17 protein-coding genes and 1 pseudogene are annotated in these 21,226 nt (G+C 71.5%); 11 read left to right on the forward strand and 7 right to left on the reverse strand.

The window, feature by feature from the left end:
- The first annotated feature begins 151 nt into the window (after positions 1-151).
- From ACIBAG_RS15660 to ACIBAG_RS15685, 6 genes are all read left to right on the forward strand, one after another.
- Entirely contained in the window at positions 152-952 is an 801-nt protein-coding gene (locus tag ACIBAG_RS15660; RefSeq protein WP_399105176.1) for a crotonase/enoyl-CoA hydratase family protein, read from the forward strand.
- Between the two features lie 13 nt (positions 953-965).
- Positions 966-1,922 carry a Zn-ribbon domain-containing OB-fold protein gene (locus ACIBAG_RS15665; RefSeq protein WP_399105178.1) on the forward strand — a complete coding sequence of 319 codons (957 nt, stop codon included), beginning with the start codon at positions 966-968 and terminating at the stop codon, positions 1,920-1,922.
- A 187-nt stretch (positions 1,923-2,109) separates the two neighbouring features.
- Positions 2,110-3,159: a thiolase domain-containing protein gene (locus ACIBAG_RS15670; RefSeq protein ID WP_399105180.1), complete on the forward strand. Its 1,050-nt coding sequence runs from the start codon at positions 2,110-2,112 to the stop codon at positions 3,157-3,159.
- Positions 3,156-4,322 (forward strand): thiolase domain-containing protein, encoded by a 1,167-nt coding sequence (locus ACIBAG_RS15675; RefSeq protein WP_399105182.1) that lies wholly within the window; start codon positions 3,156-3,158, stop codon positions 4,320-4,322. Before ACIBAG_RS15670 ends, ACIBAG_RS15675 begins: the two co-directional genes overlap by 4 nt.
- Before the next feature lie 82 nt (positions 4,323-4,404).
- On the forward strand, positions 4,405-4,647 hold the full coding sequence (locus tag ACIBAG_RS15680; protein WP_399105184.1) for a DUF397 domain-containing protein: 243 nt from the start codon (positions 4,405-4,407) through the stop codon (positions 4,645-4,647).
- A 175-nt stretch (positions 4,648-4,822) separates the two neighbouring features.
- Complete coding sequence (locus tag ACIBAG_RS15685; RefSeq protein WP_399105186.1) at positions 4,823-5,728, forward strand: universal stress protein; 906 nt, start codon at positions 4,823-4,825, stop codon at positions 5,726-5,728.
- Positions 5,729-5,820: 92 nt separating this feature from the next.
- Here ACIBAG_RS15685 and ACIBAG_RS15690 read toward each other — a convergent pair.
- Positions 5,821-6,195 (reverse strand): annotated as a pseudogene (locus ACIBAG_RS15690) (phosphotransferase); the annotation flags it as partial.
- 167 nt (positions 6,196-6,362) lie between these two features.
- Entirely contained in the window at positions 6,363-6,758 is a 396-nt protein-coding gene (locus tag ACIBAG_RS15695; protein WP_399105188.1) for a hypothetical protein, read from the reverse strand.
- 68 nt (positions 6,759-6,826) lie between these two features.
- Here ACIBAG_RS15695 and ACIBAG_RS15700 point away from each other — a divergent pair, with 68 nt between their 5' ends.
- Positions 6,827-7,324 carry a hypothetical protein gene (locus ACIBAG_RS15700; protein ID WP_399105190.1) on the forward strand — a complete coding sequence of 166 codons (498 nt, stop codon included), beginning with the start codon at positions 6,827-6,829 and terminating at the stop codon, positions 7,322-7,324.
- A gap of 264 nt (positions 7,325-7,588) precedes the next feature.
- Positions 7,589-9,823 (forward strand): glycosyl hydrolase family 95 catalytic domain-containing protein, encoded by a 2,235-nt coding sequence (locus ACIBAG_RS15705; RefSeq protein ID WP_399105192.1) that lies wholly within the window; start codon positions 7,589-7,591, stop codon positions 9,821-9,823.
- 35 nt (positions 9,824-9,858) lie between these two features.
- Here ACIBAG_RS15705 and ACIBAG_RS15710 read toward each other — a convergent pair whose 3' ends face one another.
- Positions 9,859-11,826, reverse strand: coding sequence for an N-acetylmuramoyl-L-alanine amidase (locus ACIBAG_RS15710; protein WP_399105195.1), 1,968 nt, complete (start codon positions 11,824-11,826; stop codon positions 9,859-9,861).
- Positions 11,827-12,085: 259 nt separating this feature from the next.
- Positions 12,086-13,228, reverse strand: coding sequence for an aminoglycoside phosphotransferase family protein (locus ACIBAG_RS15715; protein ID WP_399105197.1), 1,143 nt, complete (start codon positions 13,226-13,228; stop codon positions 12,086-12,088).
- Positions 13,229-13,472: 244 nt separating this feature from the next.
- Between ACIBAG_RS15715 and ACIBAG_RS15720 the strand changes: the two genes are divergently transcribed.
- Positions 13,473-14,969, forward strand: coding sequence for a hypothetical protein (locus ACIBAG_RS15720; protein WP_399105199.1), 1,497 nt, complete (start codon positions 13,473-13,475; stop codon positions 14,967-14,969).
- A gap of 68 nt (positions 14,970-15,037) precedes the next feature.
- On the opposite strand, the gene ACIBAG_RS15725 is transcribed toward ACIBAG_RS15720, so the two are convergent.
- Entirely contained in the window at positions 15,038-16,465 is a 1,428-nt protein-coding gene (locus ACIBAG_RS15725) for a PP2C family protein-serine/threonine phosphatase (RefSeq protein WP_399105201.1), read from the reverse strand.
- A 429-nt stretch (positions 16,466-16,894) separates the two neighbouring features.
- Between ACIBAG_RS15725 and ACIBAG_RS15730 the strand changes: the two genes are divergently transcribed.
- On the forward strand, positions 16,895-17,308 hold the full coding sequence (locus tag ACIBAG_RS15730; RefSeq protein WP_399105203.1) for an SsgA family sporulation/cell division regulator: 414 nt from the start codon (positions 16,895-16,897) through the stop codon (positions 17,306-17,308).
- Between the two features lie 106 nt (positions 17,309-17,414).
- On the opposite strand, the gene ACIBAG_RS15735 is transcribed toward ACIBAG_RS15730, so the two are convergent.
- Positions 17,415-18,512 carry a chemotaxis protein gene (locus ACIBAG_RS15735; RefSeq protein ID WP_399105205.1) on the reverse strand — a complete coding sequence of 366 codons (1,098 nt, stop codon included), beginning with the start codon at positions 18,510-18,512 and terminating at the stop codon, positions 17,415-17,417.
- Positions 18,513-18,594: 82 nt separating this feature from the next.
- Positions 18,595-20,181, reverse strand: coding sequence for an alpha/beta hydrolase (locus tag ACIBAG_RS15740; protein WP_399105207.1), 1,587 nt, complete (start codon positions 20,179-20,181; stop codon positions 18,595-18,597).
- 271 nt (positions 20,182-20,452) lie between these two features.
- On the opposite strand from ACIBAG_RS15740, the gene ACIBAG_RS15745 reads away from it, so the two are divergent.
- Positions 20,453-21,109: a chaplin gene (locus ACIBAG_RS15745; protein ID WP_399105209.1), complete on the forward strand. Its 657-nt coding sequence runs from the start codon at positions 20,453-20,455 to the stop codon at positions 21,107-21,109.
- Positions 21,110-21,226 lie beyond the last annotated feature (117 nt).

Below are 21,226 nucleotides of genomic sequence, written 5' to 3' on the forward strand. Positions count from 1 at the left end.
AGCTCACCACCGGCTGCCGGTCATCAGAGCAAAGGGCGGCACAAGTGGGAAGGGTCCGCGCACAATAAATCTGACTGTCTGTCAGAAAACCCTTGAAGTGCCTTCCCGGCTACTGCAACCTGTTCTCGTTCTTTCAGAGGGGAGACGGGCGATGAGTGGGACGGAACACCTCACCGTGCGACGCGAGGGCGCCACACTGGTGCTCACGCTCAACAGGCCGGAGGCGAAGAACGCGCTCTCGCTGTCCATGCTGGTCGGTCTGTACGACGGCTGGGTCGAGGCCGACGAGGACGACGCGGTCCGCTCGATCGTGCTCACCGGAGCGGGTGGCGCCTTCTGCGCGGGGATGGACCTCAAGGCGCTGGCCGGGAAAGGCATGGAGGGCGAGCACCACCGGGACCGGCTCAAGGCCGACCCGGACCTGCACTGGAAGGCGATGCTGCGCCACCACCGCCCCCGCAAACCGGTGATCGCCGCGGTCGAGGGATACTGCGTGGCCGGCGGCACGGAGATACTCCAGGGCACCGACATCAGGGTCGCGGGCGAGTCGGCCACCTTCGGGCTCTTCGAGGTGAAGCGCGGGCTGTTCCCGATCGGCGGCTCCACGGTCCGCCTGCAACGCCAGATCCCGCGCACCCACGCCCTGGAGATGCTGCTCACCGGCCGTCCGTACGGCGCCCGCGAGGCCGCCGGTATCGGCCTGGTCGGCCATGTCGTGCCCGACGGCACGGCCCTGGACAAGGCCCTGGAGATCGCCGATCAGATCAACGCCTGCGGCCCGCTGGCCGTCGAGGCCGTCAAGGCGTCCGTCTACGACACCGCCGAGATGACCGAGACCGACGGTCTCGCCGCCGAACTCAAGCGCGGCTGGCCGATCTTCGACACCGCCGACGCCAAGGAAGGCGCCCGTGCCTTCGCGGAGAAGCGGCCGCCCGTCTACAAACGCGCCTGACGAGGGAGCCACCGTGCCGGAAGTCCTGAAAGCCCCGCTGGTCGTCGAGTTTCCCTTCACCCGCTCGCTCGGTCCCGTCCAGAGCGCCTTCCTCACCGGTCTGCGCGAACGCGTCGTGCTCGGGGTGCGAACCACGGACGGCCGTACGCTCGTCCCGCCCGTCGAGTACGACCCCGTCACCGCCGAGGAGATCCGCGACCTGGTCGAGGTCGCCCCGACGGGCACGGTGACCACCTGGGCCTGGAACCACGCCCCCCGCCGCGACCAGCCCCTCGACACCCCCTTCGCCTGGGCCCTGGTCCGCCTCGACGGCGCCGACACCGCCCTCCTGCACGCCCTCGACGCCCCCGGCCCCGACGCCGTGCACACCGGTATGCGCGTCCGCGTCCGCTGGGCGGAGGAACGCACCGGCGCCATCACCGACATCGCCTGCTTCGAGCCGTACGAGGGGGGTCCGGACGCTACGGGCGGGGCCGAACCGCCGCGGCACACCGGCGAGTTCGACGACCCGGTCACGGGCATCGTCGCCCCCGCCCGCCTCGACTACACCTACTCACCCGGCCGCGCCCAGACCGCCTACATCAACGCCCTGGCCGAACACCGCAATGTCGGCGAACGCTGCCCGTCCTGCCGCAAGGTGTACGTCCCGCCGAGGGGTGCGTGCCCCACATGTGGGGTGGCCACATTGGAACAGGTCGAGGTAGGTCCGCACGGCACAGTCACCACGTTCTGCATCGTCAACATCAAGGCGAAGAACCTCGACATCGAAGTGCCCTACGTCTACGCCCACATCGCCCTCGACGGCGCGGACCTCGCCCTGCACGGCCGTATCGGCGGCATCCCCTACGACCAGGTACGCATGGGTCTGCGCGTGGAGCCGGTGTGGACGGAAGGGGCCCGGTACCCCGACCACTACCGCCCCACCGGCGAACCCGACGCTCAGTACGAGACCTACCGGGAGCTGCTTTGAATCCTCCCCCTCGCGAGCGACGGGGATTCCTGGCTCACGCTGCTAGATCGCTCAACGAACGATCGAGTCTCACGCGATCAGCACCAGCCGGGTTGAAACCAGCCCGGGTCTATGAAGTTTTGGAAGGAACTGCTATGCGAGCTTGGTTCTCGCTCCGCAGCCGACGACTCTACCGCCTGGAGCCCCAGTGACGCGTGAGATCGCTGTGATCGCCTTCGCCCAGACCGACCACCGGCGCACCAGCCAGGAGCTCTCCGAGGTGGAGATGCTCATGCCCGTCCTGCACGAGGTGCTCGCGCAGACCGGCCTGAAGACCGCCGACATCGGCTTCACCTGCTCCGGCTCCAGCGACTACCTCGCCGGCCGCGCCTTCTCCTTCACCCTCGCCCTGGACGGCGTCGGCGCCTGGCCGCCGATCTCCGAGTCGCACGTCGAGACGGACGGGGCGTGGGCGCTGTACGAGGCCTGGACCAAGCTGCTCGCGGGAGACGCCGACACCGCGCTCGTCTACTCCTACGGCAAATCCTCACCGGGCCCCCTGCGCGACGTCCTGACCCGCCAGCTCGACCCCTACTACGTCGCCCCCCTGTGGCCGGACTCCGTGGCCCTGGCCGCCCTCCAGGCCCAGGCCCTCATCGACGCCGGCGACACCGACGAGCCCGCGCTCGCCGCCGTCGCCGCCCGCAGCCGCGAGAACGCCACCGCCAACTCCCACGCCCAGCTGAGCGGTTCGGTGCCGCACGGGGACTACCTCGTACGACCACTCCGTACCGGCGACTGCCCGCCCATCGGCGACGGCGCCGCCGCAGTCGTCCTCGCGGCGGGGGAGCGGGCCCGCGAGCTGTGCGACCGGCCCGCCTGGATCCGCGGCATCGACCACCGCATCGAGGCACACAGCCTGGGAGTCCGCGACCTGACCGACTCGCCCTCGACCCGGCTGGCCGCCGAGAAGGCCGGCGTGTTCGAACGGCCCGTCGACACCGCCGAGTTGCACGCGCCCTTCACCTCCCAGGAGGTCGTCCTGCGCAAGGCGCTGAAGCTCGACGACACCGTGCGCGTCAACCCCTCCGGCGGGGCGCTCGCCGCCAACCCCGTCATGGCCGCCGGGCTCATCCGCATCGGCGAGGCCGCCGCCCGCATCCACCGGGGCGAGTCCGACCGGGCGCTCGCGCACGCCACGTCCGGCCCTTGTCTGCAACAGAACCTGGTCGCCGTACTCGAAGGGGATCCGCGATGAGCAAGGAGCCCGTGGCCGTCGTAGGCATCGGCCAGACCAAGCACGTCGCCGCGCGCCGGGACGTGTCGATCGCCGGGCTCGTCCGGGAGGCCGCTCGAAGGGCGCTCGACGACGCCGAGCTGGCCTGGGCCGACATCGACGCCGTCGTCATCGGCAAGGCGCCCGACTTCTTCGAGGGCGTCATGATGCCGGAGCTGTTTCTCGCCGACGCGCTCGGCGCGGTGGGCAAGCCCATGCTCCGGGTGCACACGGCCGGGTCGGTCGGCGGATCCACCGCCCTGGTCGCCGCCAATCTGGTCGCCGCCCGCGTGCACGGCACCGTGCTGACGCTCGCCTTCGAGAAGCAGTCCGAGTCGAACGCGATGTGGGGCCTGTCCCTGCCGATCCCCTTCCAGCAGCCCCTGCTGGCCGGGGCGGGCGGGTTCTTCGCGCCGCACGTGCGCGCCTACATGCGGCGCAGCGGCGCGCCCGAGACGGTCGGCTCGCTGGTGGCGTACAAGGACCGGCGCAACGCGCTGAAGAACCCCTACGCCCACCTGCACGAGCACGACATCACCCTGGAGAAGGTCCAGGCCTCGCCCATGCTCTGGGACCCGATCCGCTACTCGGAGACCTGCCCCTCCTCCGACGGCGCCTGCGCGATGATCCTCACCGACCGTGCCGGAGCCGCCCGCGCGCCCCGCCGGCCCGCCTGGATGCTCGGCGGCGCGATGCGCAGCGAGCCCACCCTGTTCGCGGGCAAGGACGCCGTGTCGCCGCAGGCCGGCAAGGACTGCGCGGCCGACGTCTACCGGCAGGCGGGCATCGCCGATCCGCGGCGGGACATCGACGCCGTCGAGATGTACGTGCCGTTCTCCTGGTACGAGCCCATGTGGCTGGAGAACCTCGGCTTCGCCGCCGAGGGCGAGGGCTGGAAGCTCACCGAGTCCGGGGTGACCGAGCTGGACGGCGATCTGCCCGTCAACATGTCGGGCGGGGTCCTGTCCACCAACCCCATCGGTGCCTCGGGCATGATCCGTTTCGCGGAGGCGGCCCTTCAGGTACGCGGGCAGGCCGGGGAACACCAGGTGGAGCGGGCCAGGCGGGTCCTCGGACACGCCTACGGAGGCGGATCCCAGTTCTTCTCCATGTGGCTCGTGGGAGCGGAACCACCGACCTCCTGAAAGGTCCCCCTCACGTGGCCTGTTGACACCCGGGACCGATCGCTAGGCTGGCCGCGGACGACGAATCGGGAGGAGCACGGACGTGGCCGAGAGCACCATCCAGCAGCAGCCGCTCACGGGCTGGGACAAGCCGGAGCTGGACCTCAGCAACGCCGACTGGCACTCGAGCAGCCGTGGCCTGGGGGATGTCCAGATCGCCTTTGTCGAGGGGTTCATCGCGATGCGCAACAGCGGCCGCCCGGAGAGCCCGTCCCTGATCTTCACCCCCGCCGAGTGGGGTGCTTTCGTGTCGGGCGCGAGGGAGGGCGAGTTCGACCTGACGTGACCTGGCGGCGCGGGGAGCCGGCGGGCGGGTGTCCCGCACGCCGGCCGCCTGGGGCCGATCCGGGCGTGTTCCGCCCGTTTATCCGGACACGCGACCCTGAGAACCCCTCCGGGGGGCCACGCCTGAGCGAGGCTGGCCCCGGGAGGGAAGGTCGCCTTCCGGAGGTGAGGAACCCATGAGCACCCTGCCGGTCATCGCGGCCGTCGACGGTTCGGACGACAGCCTCGTCGCGCTGGACTGGGCCTTCCAGACCGCCCTGCTGCGCGAGGCGCCACTGCGGGTGGTCCACGTTCAGCAGTACGCCGCCTGGCCCGGGCCCGAGGTCCTGCCCGCCGGGCAGCCGGAACCGGACGACGATCCGGTGCTCGACCGGGTGCGCCGGTATCTGGAGGGCCGTGTCGAACGGCCCGTCGTGCGGTACCTCGCGCTGGAGGGATCACCGAGTGCGGCGCTGCCCGAACTGGGCTCCACCGCCCAGCTACTGGTGCTCGGCAGCCGGGGCCGGGGCGGCTTCACCGGTCTGCTGCTCGGCTCCAACGGCATGGCCGCCGCGCGTGACGCCGTGTGCCCGGTCGTCGTGGTGCCCAAGCCCGGGCGTCAGGTGCCCGACGGGATGCCCGTCGAGCCGGGACCACGTGTCGTCGTCGGCCTTCAGGTCGACAGCCCCGACGAGGCCACGCTGACCTTCGCCTTCGCCGAGGCCGCCCTGCGCGGCGCGCGGCTCCAGGTCGTCGCCGCCTACGCCTGGCCGCTGCACGTCTGGACGGCGGCCACGGCCCAGATCGTGCCGCCGTCCGAGGACCAGGACGCCGTCGAGGCCGAGACCCGCACCCTCGCGAAAGGCTTCCTCGCCCCGCACCGCGAACGCCATCCCGAGGTGCGAGCCGAGCCGTACGTGGCCCCCGGCACCGCCGCCGGCCTCCTCGTCGCGGCCTCGCGGGATGCGGACCTGGTCGTCGTGGGCCGTCATCGGCGACGTCTGCTGGCCCCCGCTCGCATGATGGGCTCGGTGGCGCAGGCGGTCCTGTTGCATGCCGCGAGCCCGGTGGCGGTGGTGCCGCCCGAGCCGTTGGCGGAGTGAGGAGGGCGCGCGGCGGGTCACGCCGTGCCGAACCAGGCCTCGGCCGGGGACGGCGGCGTACCGTCGGCCGGTGCGTCCAACTCCCGTAGATATCAAGGCAGATCGCTGTACATGTGCAGCAGCGTGGACGCGAGCAGCACGGCCGGGTCGAAGGCGGTGCCGTAGGACTTGGCGAGGCGGGTCAGCAGGTGCGGGTCGCCGCGGGTGACGAACACGCCCATGCCGACGAAATCGTAGGCCCGGTCGCCGACCATGGCCGGCTCGAAGTCGTAGAGGCCGGTCAGCCGCCAGCCGTCGGGATCGACGAGGAAGTGCTGCCGCATGACCTCGGTGTGCAGCAAGGAGCGCTGCGGAGCGCGCGGCAGCGGGACGGGGGCGAGGAACCCGGGGATCTGCTCCAACCAGGCGGCGGACAACCCGCGCCCACGCTGTCGCCCCACCGCCCGGCGCGCTGACGGTCCACGAACGCGCCCCGGTCCCCGGCCCCGAGGACGTCTTCGAGCGGCCCGGGATCCAGCGCGTGCAGCACCGCGAGGGCCTCGCCGATCTCGGCGACGATCCGCTCACGGTCGGCACGCGGAACCCGGTCCCAGACGCCGGCCAGGTTCTCGCTGCGCAGCCGGGACATCAGGACTTACCGCCAGCCGTTCTCGTACGCGCCAGGGTCGTGCACGCGAGGCGTCGGCACCGGCAGGGGCCCGTGGACATGGGAAAGGACCCGGCCCTCGGCGATGCCGTCCCGAGCGGACGCTCCGGGGAACAGCTTGGGGCCGTGCTCGTCGCCCACGGCGTGGACCGGCTGCGACCCGTCCGGGAACCGCCTCAGTGGGGCTCCGCCCAGGCCGAGGCGGGCGGCCAGGTCCTCCGCTCGGGGCCGCGTGATCGTTTCGTCGGGGACGACGGCGTCCCACTCCTCGTGCGTCTCCACCGGTGGAAGCGTGATCGGGAACGTGGAGCGGTCACCGTCGAAGGGCAACGGATGTGCGTGGCGCCCGGCGCTGCGGCCGATGCCGCGGGAGCCCGAGCTCATGCGCGAGGAGCAGTGCTCGAACCCTGCCCGCACGTCACGGAGCAGGTCCGGCCACGTACCATGGCGACATGTCGTTCCTCCGCCGCCGCAGCGCCACGCCCGCCGGGCCCGACTTCGACGTACTGGCCATGGACCCGGGCGACTGGCCCGGCAACCTGGGTGCGGGGCTGCTGCCCGCCCCCGACGGCAGCTGCCAGGGCGTCTTCTTGCGTTACGACCTCTTCGGCGGCCGCGGCCCCGCGATGATCATCGGCAATCTCCCCGAGGGCTCGCCGGCCCGCGAGGTCTCCGAGGGCGAGATCCCGTTCGAGGTCGCGCAGCTGCTGCTGGCCCTCGAGAACGACGAGGAGGTCACCGTCGTCGGCAGCGAGGACGTGCCGGTGATGCAGGGCGACAACCTCCTGATCGTGCGGCGCCTGAAGCTCTCCGAGAGCCGGATCTCCTGCGTGCAGTTCGACCGCAGCGACAACGTCCTGGTCACCATCGCCGCCTGGGACCGCCCCATCACCGACGACCTCTACGCCCTCCTGAAGCCGCTGCCCGCGGAGCTGTTCCAGCAGGGCTGAATCGTCCCGCCACGGTGTCACCGTTCGTCGCCGGCCCTGTCGGCGCCGGGTTCGAACCGTGCCGGCCCTTTCTCGTGTTGTCATGACCCTTGCCGCAGAGTCATCGGATGTCTAGCGTCAGGGGTCATGTCGTATGAGCCATCTGGGATCACCCGAAGAGCGACCTTAAAGGCAGCGGCTGGAGGAGTCGGAGGGCTCGCTCTGGGAGCTGCAGCCACCGAAGCTGCTGCCGCTGATTCATCCGATGTATCGAGGGAGCCGTCCGTGCTCTGGTACGAGGCCCCGGCCGCCGACTGGGAGCGCGAGGCTCTGCCCGTCGGCAACGGGGCGCTCGGCGCGATGGTGTTCGGCACCCTCGCCTCGGAGCGACTGCAGTTCAACGAGAAGACACTCTGGACCGGCGGCCCCGGCTCCGCCCAGGGCTACGACCACGGCAACTGGCGGACCCCTCGCCCCGGCGCGGTCTTAGCCGTACAGGACGACCTCGACACGCGGACCACCCTCGACCCCGAGACCGTGGCCGACCGGCTCGGCCAGCCGCGGATCGGCTACGGCGCCCACCAGACCTTCGGCGACCTCCACCTCGACCTGCCCGGCGCGCCGACGACGACCCCGGAGGACTACCGCCGTGAACTCGACCTCGACAAGGCCGTCGCCTCGGTCACCTACATCCACCAAGGTATCCGCCACCGAAGGGACTTCTTCGCCTCCCACCCCGACGGCGTGATCGTGGGCCGGCTCCACGCCGACCGGCCAGGCAACGTCAGCTTCACCCTCCGCTACACCTCGCCCCGCGCCGACTTCACCGCCACCGCGGCCGACGCGACCCTGACCGTGCGGGGCGCGCTCGCCGACAACGGGCTGCGCTTCGAGGCACAGGTCCGGGTGCGCAGCCAGGGCGGCACCGTCACATCCGGCGCCGACGGCACCCTCACCGTCACCGGGGCCGACAGCGCCTGGTTCGTCCTGGCCGCGGGCACCGACTACTCCGACACCTACCCCGACTACCGCGGCCCGGACCCGCACCCGGCCGTCACCCGTGCCGTGGAGCGGGCCGGCGACCGCTACGAGCCACTCCTCGCCCGCCACGTCCGCGACCACCGCGCACTCTTCGGCCGGGTCGGCCTCGACATCGGCCAGTCACTTCCGGCGGACGTGCCCACCGACGCGCTCCTGGCCGGGTACACCGGCGGGACGAGCACCGCGGACCGCGCCCTGGAGGCCCTCTACTTCCAGTACGGCCGCTACCTGCTCATCGCCTCCTCCCGCCCCGGCTCCCTGCCGGCCAACCTCCAGGGCGTCTGGAACCACAGCACCACGCCCCCGTGGTCGGCGGACTATCACACCAACATCAACATCCAGATGAACTACTGGCCCGCCGAGGCCGCGAACCTCGCCGAGACGACGCAGCCGTACGACCGTTTCGTCGAGGCCCTGCGCGCGCCCGGACGCCGTACGGCACAGGAGATGTTCGGCTCGCGCGGCTGGGTCGTGCACAACGAGACCAACCCGTACGGCTTCACCGGTGTGCACAACTGGGCGACCGCGTTCTGGTTCCCCGAGGCCGCGGCCTGGCTCACCCAACAGCTCTACGAGCACTACCGGTTCAGCGGCTCCACCGACTACCTCCGCACCACCGCGTACCCGGTGATGAAGGAGGCCACCGAGTTCTGGCTCGACAACCTGCGCACCGATCCGCGCGACGGCACCCTCGTCGTCACCCCCAGCTACTCGCCCGAGCACGGCGACTTCACGGCCGGCGCGGCCATGTCGCAGCAGATCGTCCACGACCTGCTCACCAGCACCCTCGAAGCGGCCCGGACCCTCGGCGACACGCCCGACTTCCGCCGCCGTGTCGAGGAGACACTGGCCCGGCTCGACCCGGGCCTGCGGATCGGCTCCTGGGGACAACTCCAGGAGTGGAAGGAGGACTTGGACGACCCCACCGACACCCACCGGCACGTCTCGCACCTGTTCGCCCTCCATCCCGGGCGGCAGATCGAGCCCGGCAGCGCATGGGCCGAGGCCGCCAAGGTCTCCCTGACCGCACGCGGAGACGGCGGCACCGGCTGGTCCAAGGCCTGGAAGATCAACTTCTGGGCGCGGCTGCGCGACGGCGACCACGCCCACAAGATGCTCGGCGAGCAGCTCAGGTCCTCCACCCTGCCCAACCTCTGGGACACCCATCCGCCGTTCCAGATCGACGGCAACTTCGGCGCCACCTCCGGGATCGTGGAGATGCTGCTGCAGAGCCAGTACGACGTCATCGAGGTGCTGCCCGCCCTGCCCGAGGCCTGGCCGGCCGGCTCCGTGCGCGGCCTGCGCGCCCGCGGCGGCGCCACCCTCGACATCGAGTGGGCGGACGGACGAGCCACCCGTATCGCCCTGAAGGCGTCCCGGACTCGTCAACTCACCGTGCGCAGTGACCTGTTCAAGGACGGGGACCTGACCTTCAGGGCGGTCGCCGGGCGGCGGTACACCTGGGAGCGCGAGGGCTGACGCCTCGCCGGACCGACGTCCGCGTGGTGGTGCCGTCAGGCGGCCGACGGCACCACCCGCACGTCCGCCGCGCGCACGAACGCGACCCGGTGGCCGTACTGGATCTCGTAGTACAGGTCCTTGCCGACGACGACCCGGTGCGAGCCGGTGTCGAAGGTGACGGCGTAGTAGTACTCGCCGGGCACCTTGTCACCGATCACATAGCGCTGGCCCGCGGGCAGGGTGTACGGCAGCGGCGAGACGGCCTGGGCGGGGACGCCCGGCGGATAGGCGGAGGACTCGGGATAGGCGCGCCCGTACACCGGGACGCTGGTGGCGCCGTCCTTGGGCGTCACCACGAGACCGGTCGCGTTCACCGCGGTCGGCTTCTCGGCCGGGTTCCTGAACCACGCCTTCTGGCCGAGGTACCAGATCGCCGTCCAGTCGCCGTCCCGTCCGGCCACCGCGTACTGCTGGCCGGTCGAGACCCGCGAGGACAGGTCGTTCACCCCGGTGCTCGGGGTGCCGCCCAGACCGATGTCCTTGATCAGGGGATAGGACTCACCGGGCCCGGAGTACAGGCGCACCGCGCTCGAACCGTGGGCCGCGCAGGGCCGGCCCGCGGACGCGCAGCCCGTGTACTCGGGCCGGTTGGTGGCGTAGTCCGGGCGGATCGTCACCATGCCGCCGTTCGGGCCCGCCGTGGGCACGAAGGGGCGGCCGAGCAGCTCGAAGTAGTGCCGCCAGTCCCAGTACGGGCCCGGGTCGGTGTGCATGCCGCCGATCGTCGAACGGGTCGGGCCCGGAACGTTGTCATGGCCGAGGATGTGCTGCCGGTCCAGCGGGATGCCGTACTTGTGGGCGAGATACCTCACCAGGCGGGCCGAGGACCGGTACATCGCCTCCGTGTACCAGGAGTCCGGCTGCGCCAGGAAACCCTCGTGCTCCAGTCCGATCGACTTGGCGTTGACGTACCAGTTGCCCGCGTGCCAGGCCACGTCCTTGGCCTTCACATGCTGGGCGATGTGGCCGTCGGTGGAGCGCAGGGAGTACTGCCACGACACATAGGTCGGGTCCTGGACCATCTGGAGGACACCCTCCCAAGCACCCTCGGTGTCGTGGATGACGATGTAGTCGATGCCCTGGGAGACCGGACGGTTGCCGAGGTCGTGGTTGCCGTAGTCGCCTTCCCCGAACTCCTCGTACGGCGCCGGGATCCACTCGCAGGACACCGTCGGCGGGCACTCCGTCCCAGCCGTGTTGGCCGTGCGCAGCCCGGCCCGCCGCAGCTGCGCGATGTCGGGGGAGAGCCCCGGCTGGGCGGCGAGGGCGACCAGTTGCCCCGCGTCGGTACGGCGCTCCTGGCCGGTGCGCAGAACCTCGTACACGTCGTTCGCGTACGCCGTGGCCGTCGCCCTGTCGTCGGCGCCGGAGAAGCGGGCCACCGCGCCGTACCAGTCCGCCGGATCGGAGCTCAGCGGCTCGCCGAGCTCCTTCTGCGCGGCGGCGAGCAGGGCGGCGCCGCCGGCCACATTGGCGGCCGGGTCCGTACGCAGCGCCTGCGGGCTCAGCCCGGTCAGCTCGGCCGCCCTCGGCAACGTGCTGAGTCTGGCCGGGATCTTTGAGGCCCGTGGCGGCTTCCCGGCGGGGAGCAGGGGCGGGCGGGCGCTGTCGCCGCGCGCGTCCTCCGTGCCCTCGCTGTGGTGCGGCGTCGCCTCGGCGAGCGCGGCGCGGGCGTCGGTGAGGTGCATCGGGCCGTAACCGCCGGTCACGCTGGGCGCCCCGGCGTGCGCGTCCCAGCGGGACTGCAGATAGGAGACGCCGAGCAGGACGCTCTGCGGCACGTGGTACTCGGCGGCGGCGGAGGCGAACGCCGACTGCAGGCGGTCCGCCGCGCCCGGGGAATCCGGCGGGGCCGCGCCCAGCAGCGGGAGGAGCAGCGCCACCGCGGCCGACGCGACGGCTGCGGGCCGGGTGCGTCTGTGCCCGGCCGCTCGGTCGGGGGCGGTGACGGATCCGCGCATTGCAGCCTCCTGGGACGGTCGGGCGCGATGAGCCGTGCGGGGCCGGGCGTGCGTCTGTGGTACCGGCTGTCCGACGATCCGTCAATCATGCCGCCGTGCCGGCGAAATGCCCTGGAGGTCGAGCGCCGCGGGAGTTTCGTGGCGGGGCTCCCGGGCCTGAGGGGCGTCACTGCCGTACGCCAAGGGGGCGTACGGCGGCGGACATACGAAGGCCCGCGGTGCACAGTCGTCCCTTGTGCACCGCGGACCACCGTCCCCGTCAGCGAGTGCCGACCGCCGCTCGAACGGCCCGTCGGGCCAGCTGGCAGTCGTCGTGCAGCCGCCTCAGCAGCAGCCGCTGTTCCTCGCCGGACGGCGCAGCACCCGGGTGGGCCACTCCCGGTGCCGCCGGGGTCGAGTCGTGCATCGAACGCTGCACGGCCGTCTCGTAGGTACGGATCTCCCGGGTCAGCACGAGCATCAGGTTCACCAGGAACGCGTCCCGGGAAGCCGGACCCGCCGACTGGGCGATCTGGCTGATCTGCCGACGCGCCACCGGTGCGTCCCCGAGCACCGACCACAGCGTCGCCAGGTCGTAGCCCGGCAGGTACCAGCCCGCGTGCTCCCAGTCCACCAGCACTGGACCGGCCGGTGAGAGCAGGATGTTCGAGAGCAGTGCGTCGCCGTGGCAGAACTGGCCCATGCCCTGCCGGCCCGCGGTCGCCGCGATGCCGTGCAGCAGCTTCTGCAGATCACCCATGTCCCGGTCGGTGAGCAGGCCCAGCTCGTGGTACCGGGAGATCCGCGTCGCGTAGTCCAGCGGGGCGTCGAACGTGCCCGCCGGCGGCCGCCACGCGTTGAGCCGGCAGATCGCGCCGAGCGCCGCCCTGATGTCCGCACGCGGCGGCGCCTCCAACGGGTGTCGCTGCAGTGCCGCCACCCGGCCCGGCATCCGCTCGATGACGAGCGTGCAGTTGTCCGGATCCGCCGCGATCAGTCTCGGCACACGCACCGGAGGGCGGTGCCGGACGAACGAGCGGTATGCCGCTATCTCGTGCCGGATCCGCTCGGCCCACGCCGGGGAGTGGTCGAGTAAACACTTGGCGACGGCCGTGCTGCGCCCGGTCGTGCCGACCAGGAGTACCGACCGTCCGCTGCGGCGCAGCACCTGCACCGGGGCGAACTCGGGGCAGATCCTGTGCACCGACGCGATCGCCGTACGCAGCTGGGCGCCCTGAGGGCCGGACAAGTCGAGTCTCCCGCTGAGCGGTTGGGTGCCGAGCCCCGCGGGGCGGCGCGGCCGGCCCGCGCCGAGCACGGGGGCGGCCGTCGGCCGCGCGGGGTCGAGGTAGGGGCCGCTGCCCGCCGGGCGGGCACGCAGCGACCGGGGCGGGGCGGACACGGAGGACGATGCTGCGTACATGGGAGAGACAGATCCCTTCGTGTGCCTGCGACGACAAAGCGCTGCCCGATCCGGCCGCCCGGGTGCACCCTGGGGAATGCACCCACGTACTCAGAAGGCGACCGGGTCGGGGTGGCGCGTTCCTACCTGACACCCGATGCCTGGTGGCACACCATCTGGCGCACCCTGGCGAACCCTGGCGAATAGTCCCGGGGCAACTCTCACGGGGCTACTGTCAACTCAGCCGAGAACCTGGGGGCTTGAAGTGAGCGGAGAACCCAACACCCGCCTGTCGGACCTGTTCGGCCTGGCCGGCTGGTCCAAGGGCGAACTCGCGAGGCTGGTCAACCGGCAGGCGGCGGCCATGGGCCACCCCCAGCTGGCGACCGACACCTCGCGGGTGCGGCGGTGGATCGACATGGGAGAGATCCCACGCGATCCGGTGCCGCGGGTGCTGGCAGCTCTGTTCACCGAGCGTCTCGGCCGTGTCGTGACCATCGAGGACCTCGGTCTGGTCCGGCACGGGCGTGCGGGGAAACGGCAGGACGGCGGGAGTGTGGAGCATCCCGACGGTGTGCCGTGGGCGCCCGAACGGACCGCCGCGGTCCTCACCGAATTCACGGGAATGGACCTCATGCTCAACCGACGCGGCTTGGTGGGCGCGGGTGCCGCGCTCGCCGCGGGATCCGCACTCAGCAGCGCCATGCACGACTGGCTGCACACCGACCCGGCCCTCAAGGCCGACGCCCCCCGACTCGACGACCCTCTGCACGCCGACCCCGCCGGTTTCGACCGGTACGAGGCGGCCCCGATCGGTTCTCAGGAGATCGAGGAACTGGAGCGCTCGGTCGAGGTGTTCCGGGCCTGGGACGCGGCCCGCGGCGGCGGGCTGCAGCGCAAGGCAGTCGTGGGACAACTCAACGAGGTGGGCGGCATGCTCGCCTACCGCCACCCCGAACATCTGCAGCGGCGCCTGTGGGGCGTCGCCGCCAACCTCGCCGTCCTCGCCGGCTGGATGTCGCACGACGTCGGCCTGGAGCCCACGGCACAGAAGTACTTCGTCATCGCCGCCCACGCGGCCCGAGAGGGCGGCGACCGGCCCCGCGCCGGGGAGGCGCTCTCCCGAGCGGCTCGCCAGATGGTGCACCTGGGCCGGCCCGACGACGCACTCGACCTGATGAAACTCGCCCAGTCCGGCTCCGGCGACCAGGTGCTGCCGCGCACCAAGGCCATGTTCCACACCATCGAGGCCTGGGCGCAGGCGTCGATGGGAAAGGGCCAGGCCATGCGCCGCACCCTCGGACAGGCGGAGGACCTCTTCGTCTCCGACCGGGGGGACGTTCCGCCGCCGAGCTGGATGCAGACCTTCAAGGACGAGGACCTGTACGGCATGCAGGCCCTGGCCTACCGCACGCTGGCCGAGTTCGAGCCGGGCGCGGCCGTGCACGCCCAGCACTACGCGGAGAAGGCGCTGGCCCTGCGCATCGACGGCCGGGAGCGGTCGAAGATCTTCGACCATCTGTCCATGGCGTCCGCCTGCTTCATCGCGGACGACCCCGAACAGGCGGACCGGTACGCACGGCTGGCCCTGATGTCGATGGGCTCGAACTCGTCCGGACGCACCTGGGACCGGCTGCGCCAGATGTACCGGCTCACCGCCGAGTACTCCAGCTATCCGAGGATCCACGAACTGCGGGAGGAGATCCGGTTGGCGCTGCCCAAGGCGAAGCGGCCCGAGGGCGGCAACAGCGCACAGGCATAGGGGGACTGTGCAGCTGATCGATTCCGGCAGTACCAGGCGTCACCCGACCAGCAAGTCGAACCGTACGTCTAGGACGTCACCCTGGCCACGAGCACGCAGGCGTCGTCCTCGCGCTCGCTCTCACCGAACTCCTCCACGACCAGCCGTACGCAGTCCTGTGCGTCGCGTGCCCCGCCGAGACGGGGGGCCAGGTCGAGGAGCCGGTTCGGGGAGTCCGCGCTGTGCCTGGGCACCAGCCCGTCCGTGTGCAGCAGGAGGAGGTCGCCCACCTCGAGGGTCTCCTCGGCCTGTGCGTAGACGGCACCGGAGGTGGCGCCGAGCAGGACGCCGTCCGGCGGGTTCAGCCTGCGCCCCGTCCCGTCGCGGAACAGCAGCGGGGCGGGGTGTCCGGCCTGCGCCCAGGTCAGGGTGCGGGTGTCGGGCCGGTAGCGGCAGCAGACGGCGCTGCCGAGGGCCGGTTGGACGGTGGCGTCGAGCAACTGGTTGAGCCAGGACATCAGTTGTCCCGGCTGGGTGCCCGCCATCGCCATGCCGCGGACGGCGCCCAGCAGGGTCGCCATGCCCGACGTCACGGCGACGCCGTGCCCGGTGAGGTCGCCGACGCTCAACAGCGTCGCCCCGTCGGCGAGTTCGAGGGCGTCGTACCAGTCACCGCCGATCAGCGCGCTGGTCGACGCGGGCAGATAGCGAGCCGCGAGATCCAGTGTCCGGGGGCCCCCGTGCGGGAGCCGCAGGGAGCCGCGCCACGGCGGCAGCACGGCCTCCTGCAGCTCTACCGCGAGCCGGTGCTCGGTCTGCACGTGGTGCCGGTGGCGCTGGAGCGAGTCACGGGTCTCGCTCACCGCGTGCCGGCGGCGGCGCAGTTCGCTGACGTCCCGCAGCACGGCCCACATCGAGGCGGCGCTGCCGTCAGAGTCGAGCACGGGCTCGCCCATCATGTGCACGGTCCGGACCTCGCCGTCCGGCCGCACGATGCGGAACTCCCCGTCGATGGGCTTGGCGTCGACCAGGCAGTGGGTGACCATCGCCGTCAGCTTCGGCCGGTCCTCGTCGAGCACCAGGGACGGCAGCTCGTCGAGGGTGAGCGGGGCAGCGGCGGGGTCACGCCCCAGGATCTGGTAGAGCTCGCCGGACCAACTGGCCTCGTCCGTCAGCAGGTTCCACTCCGCGCTGCCGACCCGGCTGAGCAGCGAGTCGCGCCGAGGAGCGGACGGTGCGGTCTGTTCGGCGGGCGGGCCCGCGGGACCGGGGGAAGTGGGGTCCGGGCCGTCCCGCAGTTGTGCCAGATGCTCGTCGAGATCGTTGAGCTGGTGCAGGGCGAGGTCGTACAGCGCCCGCTGCCACCGGTCCTGCGGGTCCGCGCCGTCGCTGGGCGTGTCCCGGCGTACGGCGTCGACGTCGCCCCGGAGCCGCCGGGTCTGCGATATCAGCGCGTCGACCGAGCCGCGACCGGGCGGCTGGGCGGCGGGATGGTCCGCAGAGAGATGGGGCGGCATGACGCACTCCGATGCGGGACGGTACGACCAAGGCTGACGGAAGGACCGTTACGACTCTTGCACAGCCCGCGACGCCCCGTAAGGGATTTGGCAACACCCGATACGGTGGTGCGTCTGGCATATGCCAGAGTCTTCACGGAGGGCCTGACCCGTGCCAATGCCGTACACCTGCGAAGGGGTCAAGTCGTAGACGACGTACGCGATTTGACGGTCTCGCGAGACGGCCGTACGGCGCTCATGCGTGTGTTCGACGGCCGCGTGTTCCAGAAGTGGCGCGGAGATCGGCGGCGGCCGGAGGGATGCATCCTTCGAGAGTGACGCAGCTCACATAAATGGAGTGGCCTTCCGTGTAATGCAAAGGGCACCTGCGGAGTCGTAAAAGCACAGCGGCAAAACCGTCCGACCTCCGACCCGCAGGGGAGACCGCCCATGGACATCGCCCTCGAGCAGCCCGCCCGCGCCCGACTGATCACCGGCGAGGAGCGCGAACTCCCCGTTCCCGCCAAGCTGCGGTACGCCTCCACGAATCCGCTGGCGGTGCACATCGACTTCCCGGGCGAGGTCTCTCTCGATGGGCAGGGCGCCACCTGGATCTTCGCCCGCAGCCTGCTGGAGTCGGGGCTGCGCGGGCCCGCCGGCGACGGAGACGTGCACATCTGGCCGTGCGGCGCGGAGCGCACGGTCGTGGAACTGCACTCGCCCTACGGCATGGCGCTGCTCCAGTTCGACACCTCCGCCCTGAACCGCTTCCTGCTGCGCACCTACGCCGTGGTGCCGCCCGGTGAGGAGGACCTCGGGGCTGTGGTGGAGCGCGGCCTGAGCGCGCTCTTCGGTGGTGTGTGAGGAGGCCGGACCGATGGGACGGCCGCCTGCGTGAGGAGGTGAACCGTCGAGGAGGCGACCGGACCGCCGCTGTGCCGCCTCCTCGACGAACCGGTGAGAGCCGGTGTCAGTACCGCAGCACCCCGGCGATCCCGCTGGCGTCGCTCAGCGTGCCGTCCGGTACGAAACGAACGTCCGCTCCGGTCTCCAGGCACTGCTCGACGATCTCGTCCACGATGTCCTCGCGGGCGTCGAGGTCGCCGCTCTCGGCCGGGATCAGATGGCCGCCGTCCTCGCCGCGCACCGTCACCCGGTAGTTCTCCTCGACGGCCAGCAGCCGGACCCGGCCCTCGCGGGCGCTGCGCCAGACCTCGTCGACACCCGCCGCGAACGCCTTGCGGCCCATGGCGGATTCGAGTTCGCGTGTCACGGCGTCGGTGTTCCTGCGGTTCTCGGAGCTGATCACTGGCTGGATCGCCTGCCACACGGCCTCGTGCGAGGCGTGCGCGAGGCCGCCGTGCGGCACGTGCACCGCCTCCTTGCCGACGCCGCCGATCTCGTCCAGCAGGGACAGCGCCGCCTGTTCGCCGGTGACGTACAGCGGTCGTGGGTTGTCCCGCAGGATCGCGCTCATCGCGGAGTCCGCGTCCTTGAGGAAGTGGCGGGTGCCCTCGTCGCGGAACGTGCTCGGGTTGTCGCCGATCCGCTCCCGGCGCTCGGCGTCGAAGTTCTCGACGCGCCTGGTCAGCGGGAAGCCACCGATGCGGGCCTCGGTGACACGCTCCGGACCGCCGGTCCACAGCGTGACGCGGTCGGCCGAGACCGACAGCACCCAGAACGGCCGCTCGGCGGCCTCCGCGGAGACGAGGTTGCGGGTCAGGAAGGTGTCCGAGAGCACCACGCGCTCGGGCACCGTGCGGGCGAGCGACCACACCTGGTGCTCACCGGGGGCGGCGAAGATCACCAAACCGTCCTCGGCGTACGTCAGATCGACCTCGGCGAGCGCCTGGTCGAGCTGCCGCTCGACATCCGCCCGTCGCTCGCGGGTGACCGAGGGATCGGCCTCCAGCTGCTTCTTGGCCTCGGCCACGACATTGCGCAGCCGGACGTGGTCCTGGGCCCGGTAGGGCTCTCGGCGATGCGTGGGCGTCAGCACGGACACGGCCGGATAGGGGCGCGGGCGCCGCAGCTCGATGAGGGTCGTGGGACTGAGTGCGTGCTCCATAACAGCACGATAGGACCGATTCGCCGATCGGGCATTAGGGGCAATCCGGCGCTTCGGCGCGGCCCGCCTCCCCGGGGCGCCCTCAGGATTCCCGCTCGTCCTCGGGCCCGCAGGAACTGCCGTCGGCGGGCAGTGTGCCGTACAGCAGGAAGGCGTCGACCTTGCGGTGCACGCACTTGGACGAGGCGTATCCGGTGTGGCCGCTGCCCTTGTTGTCCAGGACCACGGCCGAGGTGCCGAGCCGCTTCGCCGTCTCCACCGTCCAGCGGTACGGCGTCGCCGGGTCGCCGCGCGTGCCCACGAGGAGCATCTTCGGCGTGTGCACGTCCTTCACCTCGTCGCGGATGAAGTCCGTACCCTTGGGCCGGCCGTAGCACAGCAGCACCCAGCTGAGCCGGTAGGGGCCGAAGACCGGTGACGCCTCCTCGTACTCGGCGCGCAGCCGGTCGAGACTCCCCACGATCTCCTCGCCGGTGGGGCGGTCGGGATCGTCCGCGCAGTTGATCGCCATCAGGGCCGCGGAGAGGTTGTCGAGGGGGACGTCCTCGGCGTCGACGAGACCGCCGTCGGGATCGCCGGTCTCCTCGCGCTGCCGGGGTGCGGCCCCGGCGGACGCGAAGGACTCGACGGCGTGCGTGTCGCCGCCCTCGACCAGCGAGGCGAGGGCTCGCTCCAGGGCGGGCCACAAGTCCTCGCTGTAGAGTGCCTGTCCGATGGCGCCGACCAGGTCCTGCCCGGTGAACGGGTCGCCGAACGCGGACGGCACCGGGTTCTCGTCCAGCGAGTCGACGAGTTGTACGACGTGCTTCCTCGCCTCGCGCGCATCCTGACCGAGCGGACAGGCGATGTCCTTCACGCACCAGTTGATGAACTCCTCCAGCGCCTTCTGCTGGCCCTGGGCGCCCGCCAGGCCCTGTTCGGTCAGCGGCTCGGTCAGCGTGTCCACGCCGTCGAGCACCAAGCGGCCGACCTTTTCGGGGAACTGGGCGGCGTACACCGCGCCGAGCCGCGTGCCGTAGGAGAAGCCCAGGTAGTTGAGCTTCTTGTCGCCGAGGGCCTGGCGCATCACGTCCATGTCGCGGGAGGCGTTGACCGTCCCGATGTGCGGAAGGACGGGTCCGGAGTGCCGGGCGCACGCCGCGGCCGCCTGCTTGAACCGCTCCAGGACCTTCCGCGGATCGCGGCCGAGTTCCGTGCCGTCGTCCTCCACCTCGATGTCCTCCTGGCCGTCTCCGCAGCTGACCGGCGAGGATCTGCCGACGCCGCGCGGATCGAAGGTCACGATGTCGTAGTTGTCGGTGAGCTCCATGAACTCCTTGGCGCCGGTCGCGAACTCGGGGACGCCGGGGCCGCCCGGCCCGCCGAAGTTGAGCAGCACTGAGCCCCGCCTGTCGCCCGTCGCCCGGTAGCGGGCGAGCGCCAGATCGAGGGTCCCCGCCTTGGGGTCGGCGTAGTCGAGGGGGACGGTGACCTTGCCGCACTGCATGTCCTTCGGCAGCCCCTCGCCCGGACACTTCGCCCAGGTGACCTGCTGCTGGTAGAAGCGCGTGAGGTCGGGGTCGGACCGGTCCGTGGACATCGGCAGACCCGTGCCGAGCAGAACCATCCCGACCGCGCCGGTGACCGCGCAGCGCCGCAGCGTGGGCCGCGTTGACAGCTTGGCCAGCATCAATGCCTCCAAAGACGCCCGTCGCGGACCGGGAAACGGCGTCCTCGCTCACGATAAGCGGCGCCCGGAACGCACGCCTCCGGACGTGCGGGACCGGCTGGGCGGGCGTACCCTGCGCCCCTTGCATGCCTATCGGGCGTTTTTGCCACTAGTTCGACAACCGTGCCGCTCGATGGGGTGAAAGGCAGATAAGCCATAACTCGAATGGATCGCACGCGTTTTATCCGGTGCGGGCGAACGCCCGCGACCATGTCTGGAAGGCAGGGAACCTATGAGACGGGTTACCCGAAACGGTGTGATCGCCGTCGCCGCCTCGGGCGCGATGGCCATGGTGATGCCGGCGTACGCCGACTCAGCGGCGGACGGTGCCGCGGCCGACTCGCCCGGGCTGCTCGCCGGCAACACCGTCCAGCTCCCGGTGCACGTCCCGGTGAACGTGTGCGGGAACACCGTGAACGTGGTGGGGCTGCTCAACCCCGCCGCGGGCAACAGCTGCGCCAACAAGGACGGCGGCGGCAAGCCGGGCGCCGCGTCGCGCGGCGGCGCTTCGGCCGAGGGGAGCGGAAAGGATTCGGCGGGCATCGCGTCCGGCAATGTCGTGGAGCTCCCGGTCCACCTCCCGGTGAACGTCAGCGGGAACAGCGTGAACGTGGTCGGCGTCGGCAACGCGGTGACCGGCAACGAGTCGGTGAACGGTCCCGACGGCAGCCCTCCCCCCACCACCAGGCCGGCGCCCAAGCCGTCCGAGCCGAGGACACACCCGCCGCGGACGAGGGCGGTGCCGCCCGCGTTCGTCCCTCAAGGGTCCAAGGGCTCCCTCGCCCACACGGGAGCGGACCAGACCCTCGCAGCAGCGGCGGGCGGCACGGTTCTCGTGCTGGGCGGGGCCATTCTGTACCGGCGCTTCCGCCCGCGCGCGGTGCGCTGACCCCGCCCTGCGCGACTGGCACGGAAGGCCCCACCCGGCAGGCGAGCGGTGGGGCCTTCGTTCCTTCTCCTGCGGACACGCGTGCGGTGGTACCCCCTTGCGCGGCAACGGCTTGAT

This window comes from Streptomyces sp. NPDC051243, assembly GCF_044455405.1.
Classification (GTDB): Bacteria; Actinomycetota; Actinomycetes; order Streptomycetales; family Streptomycetaceae; genus Streptomyces.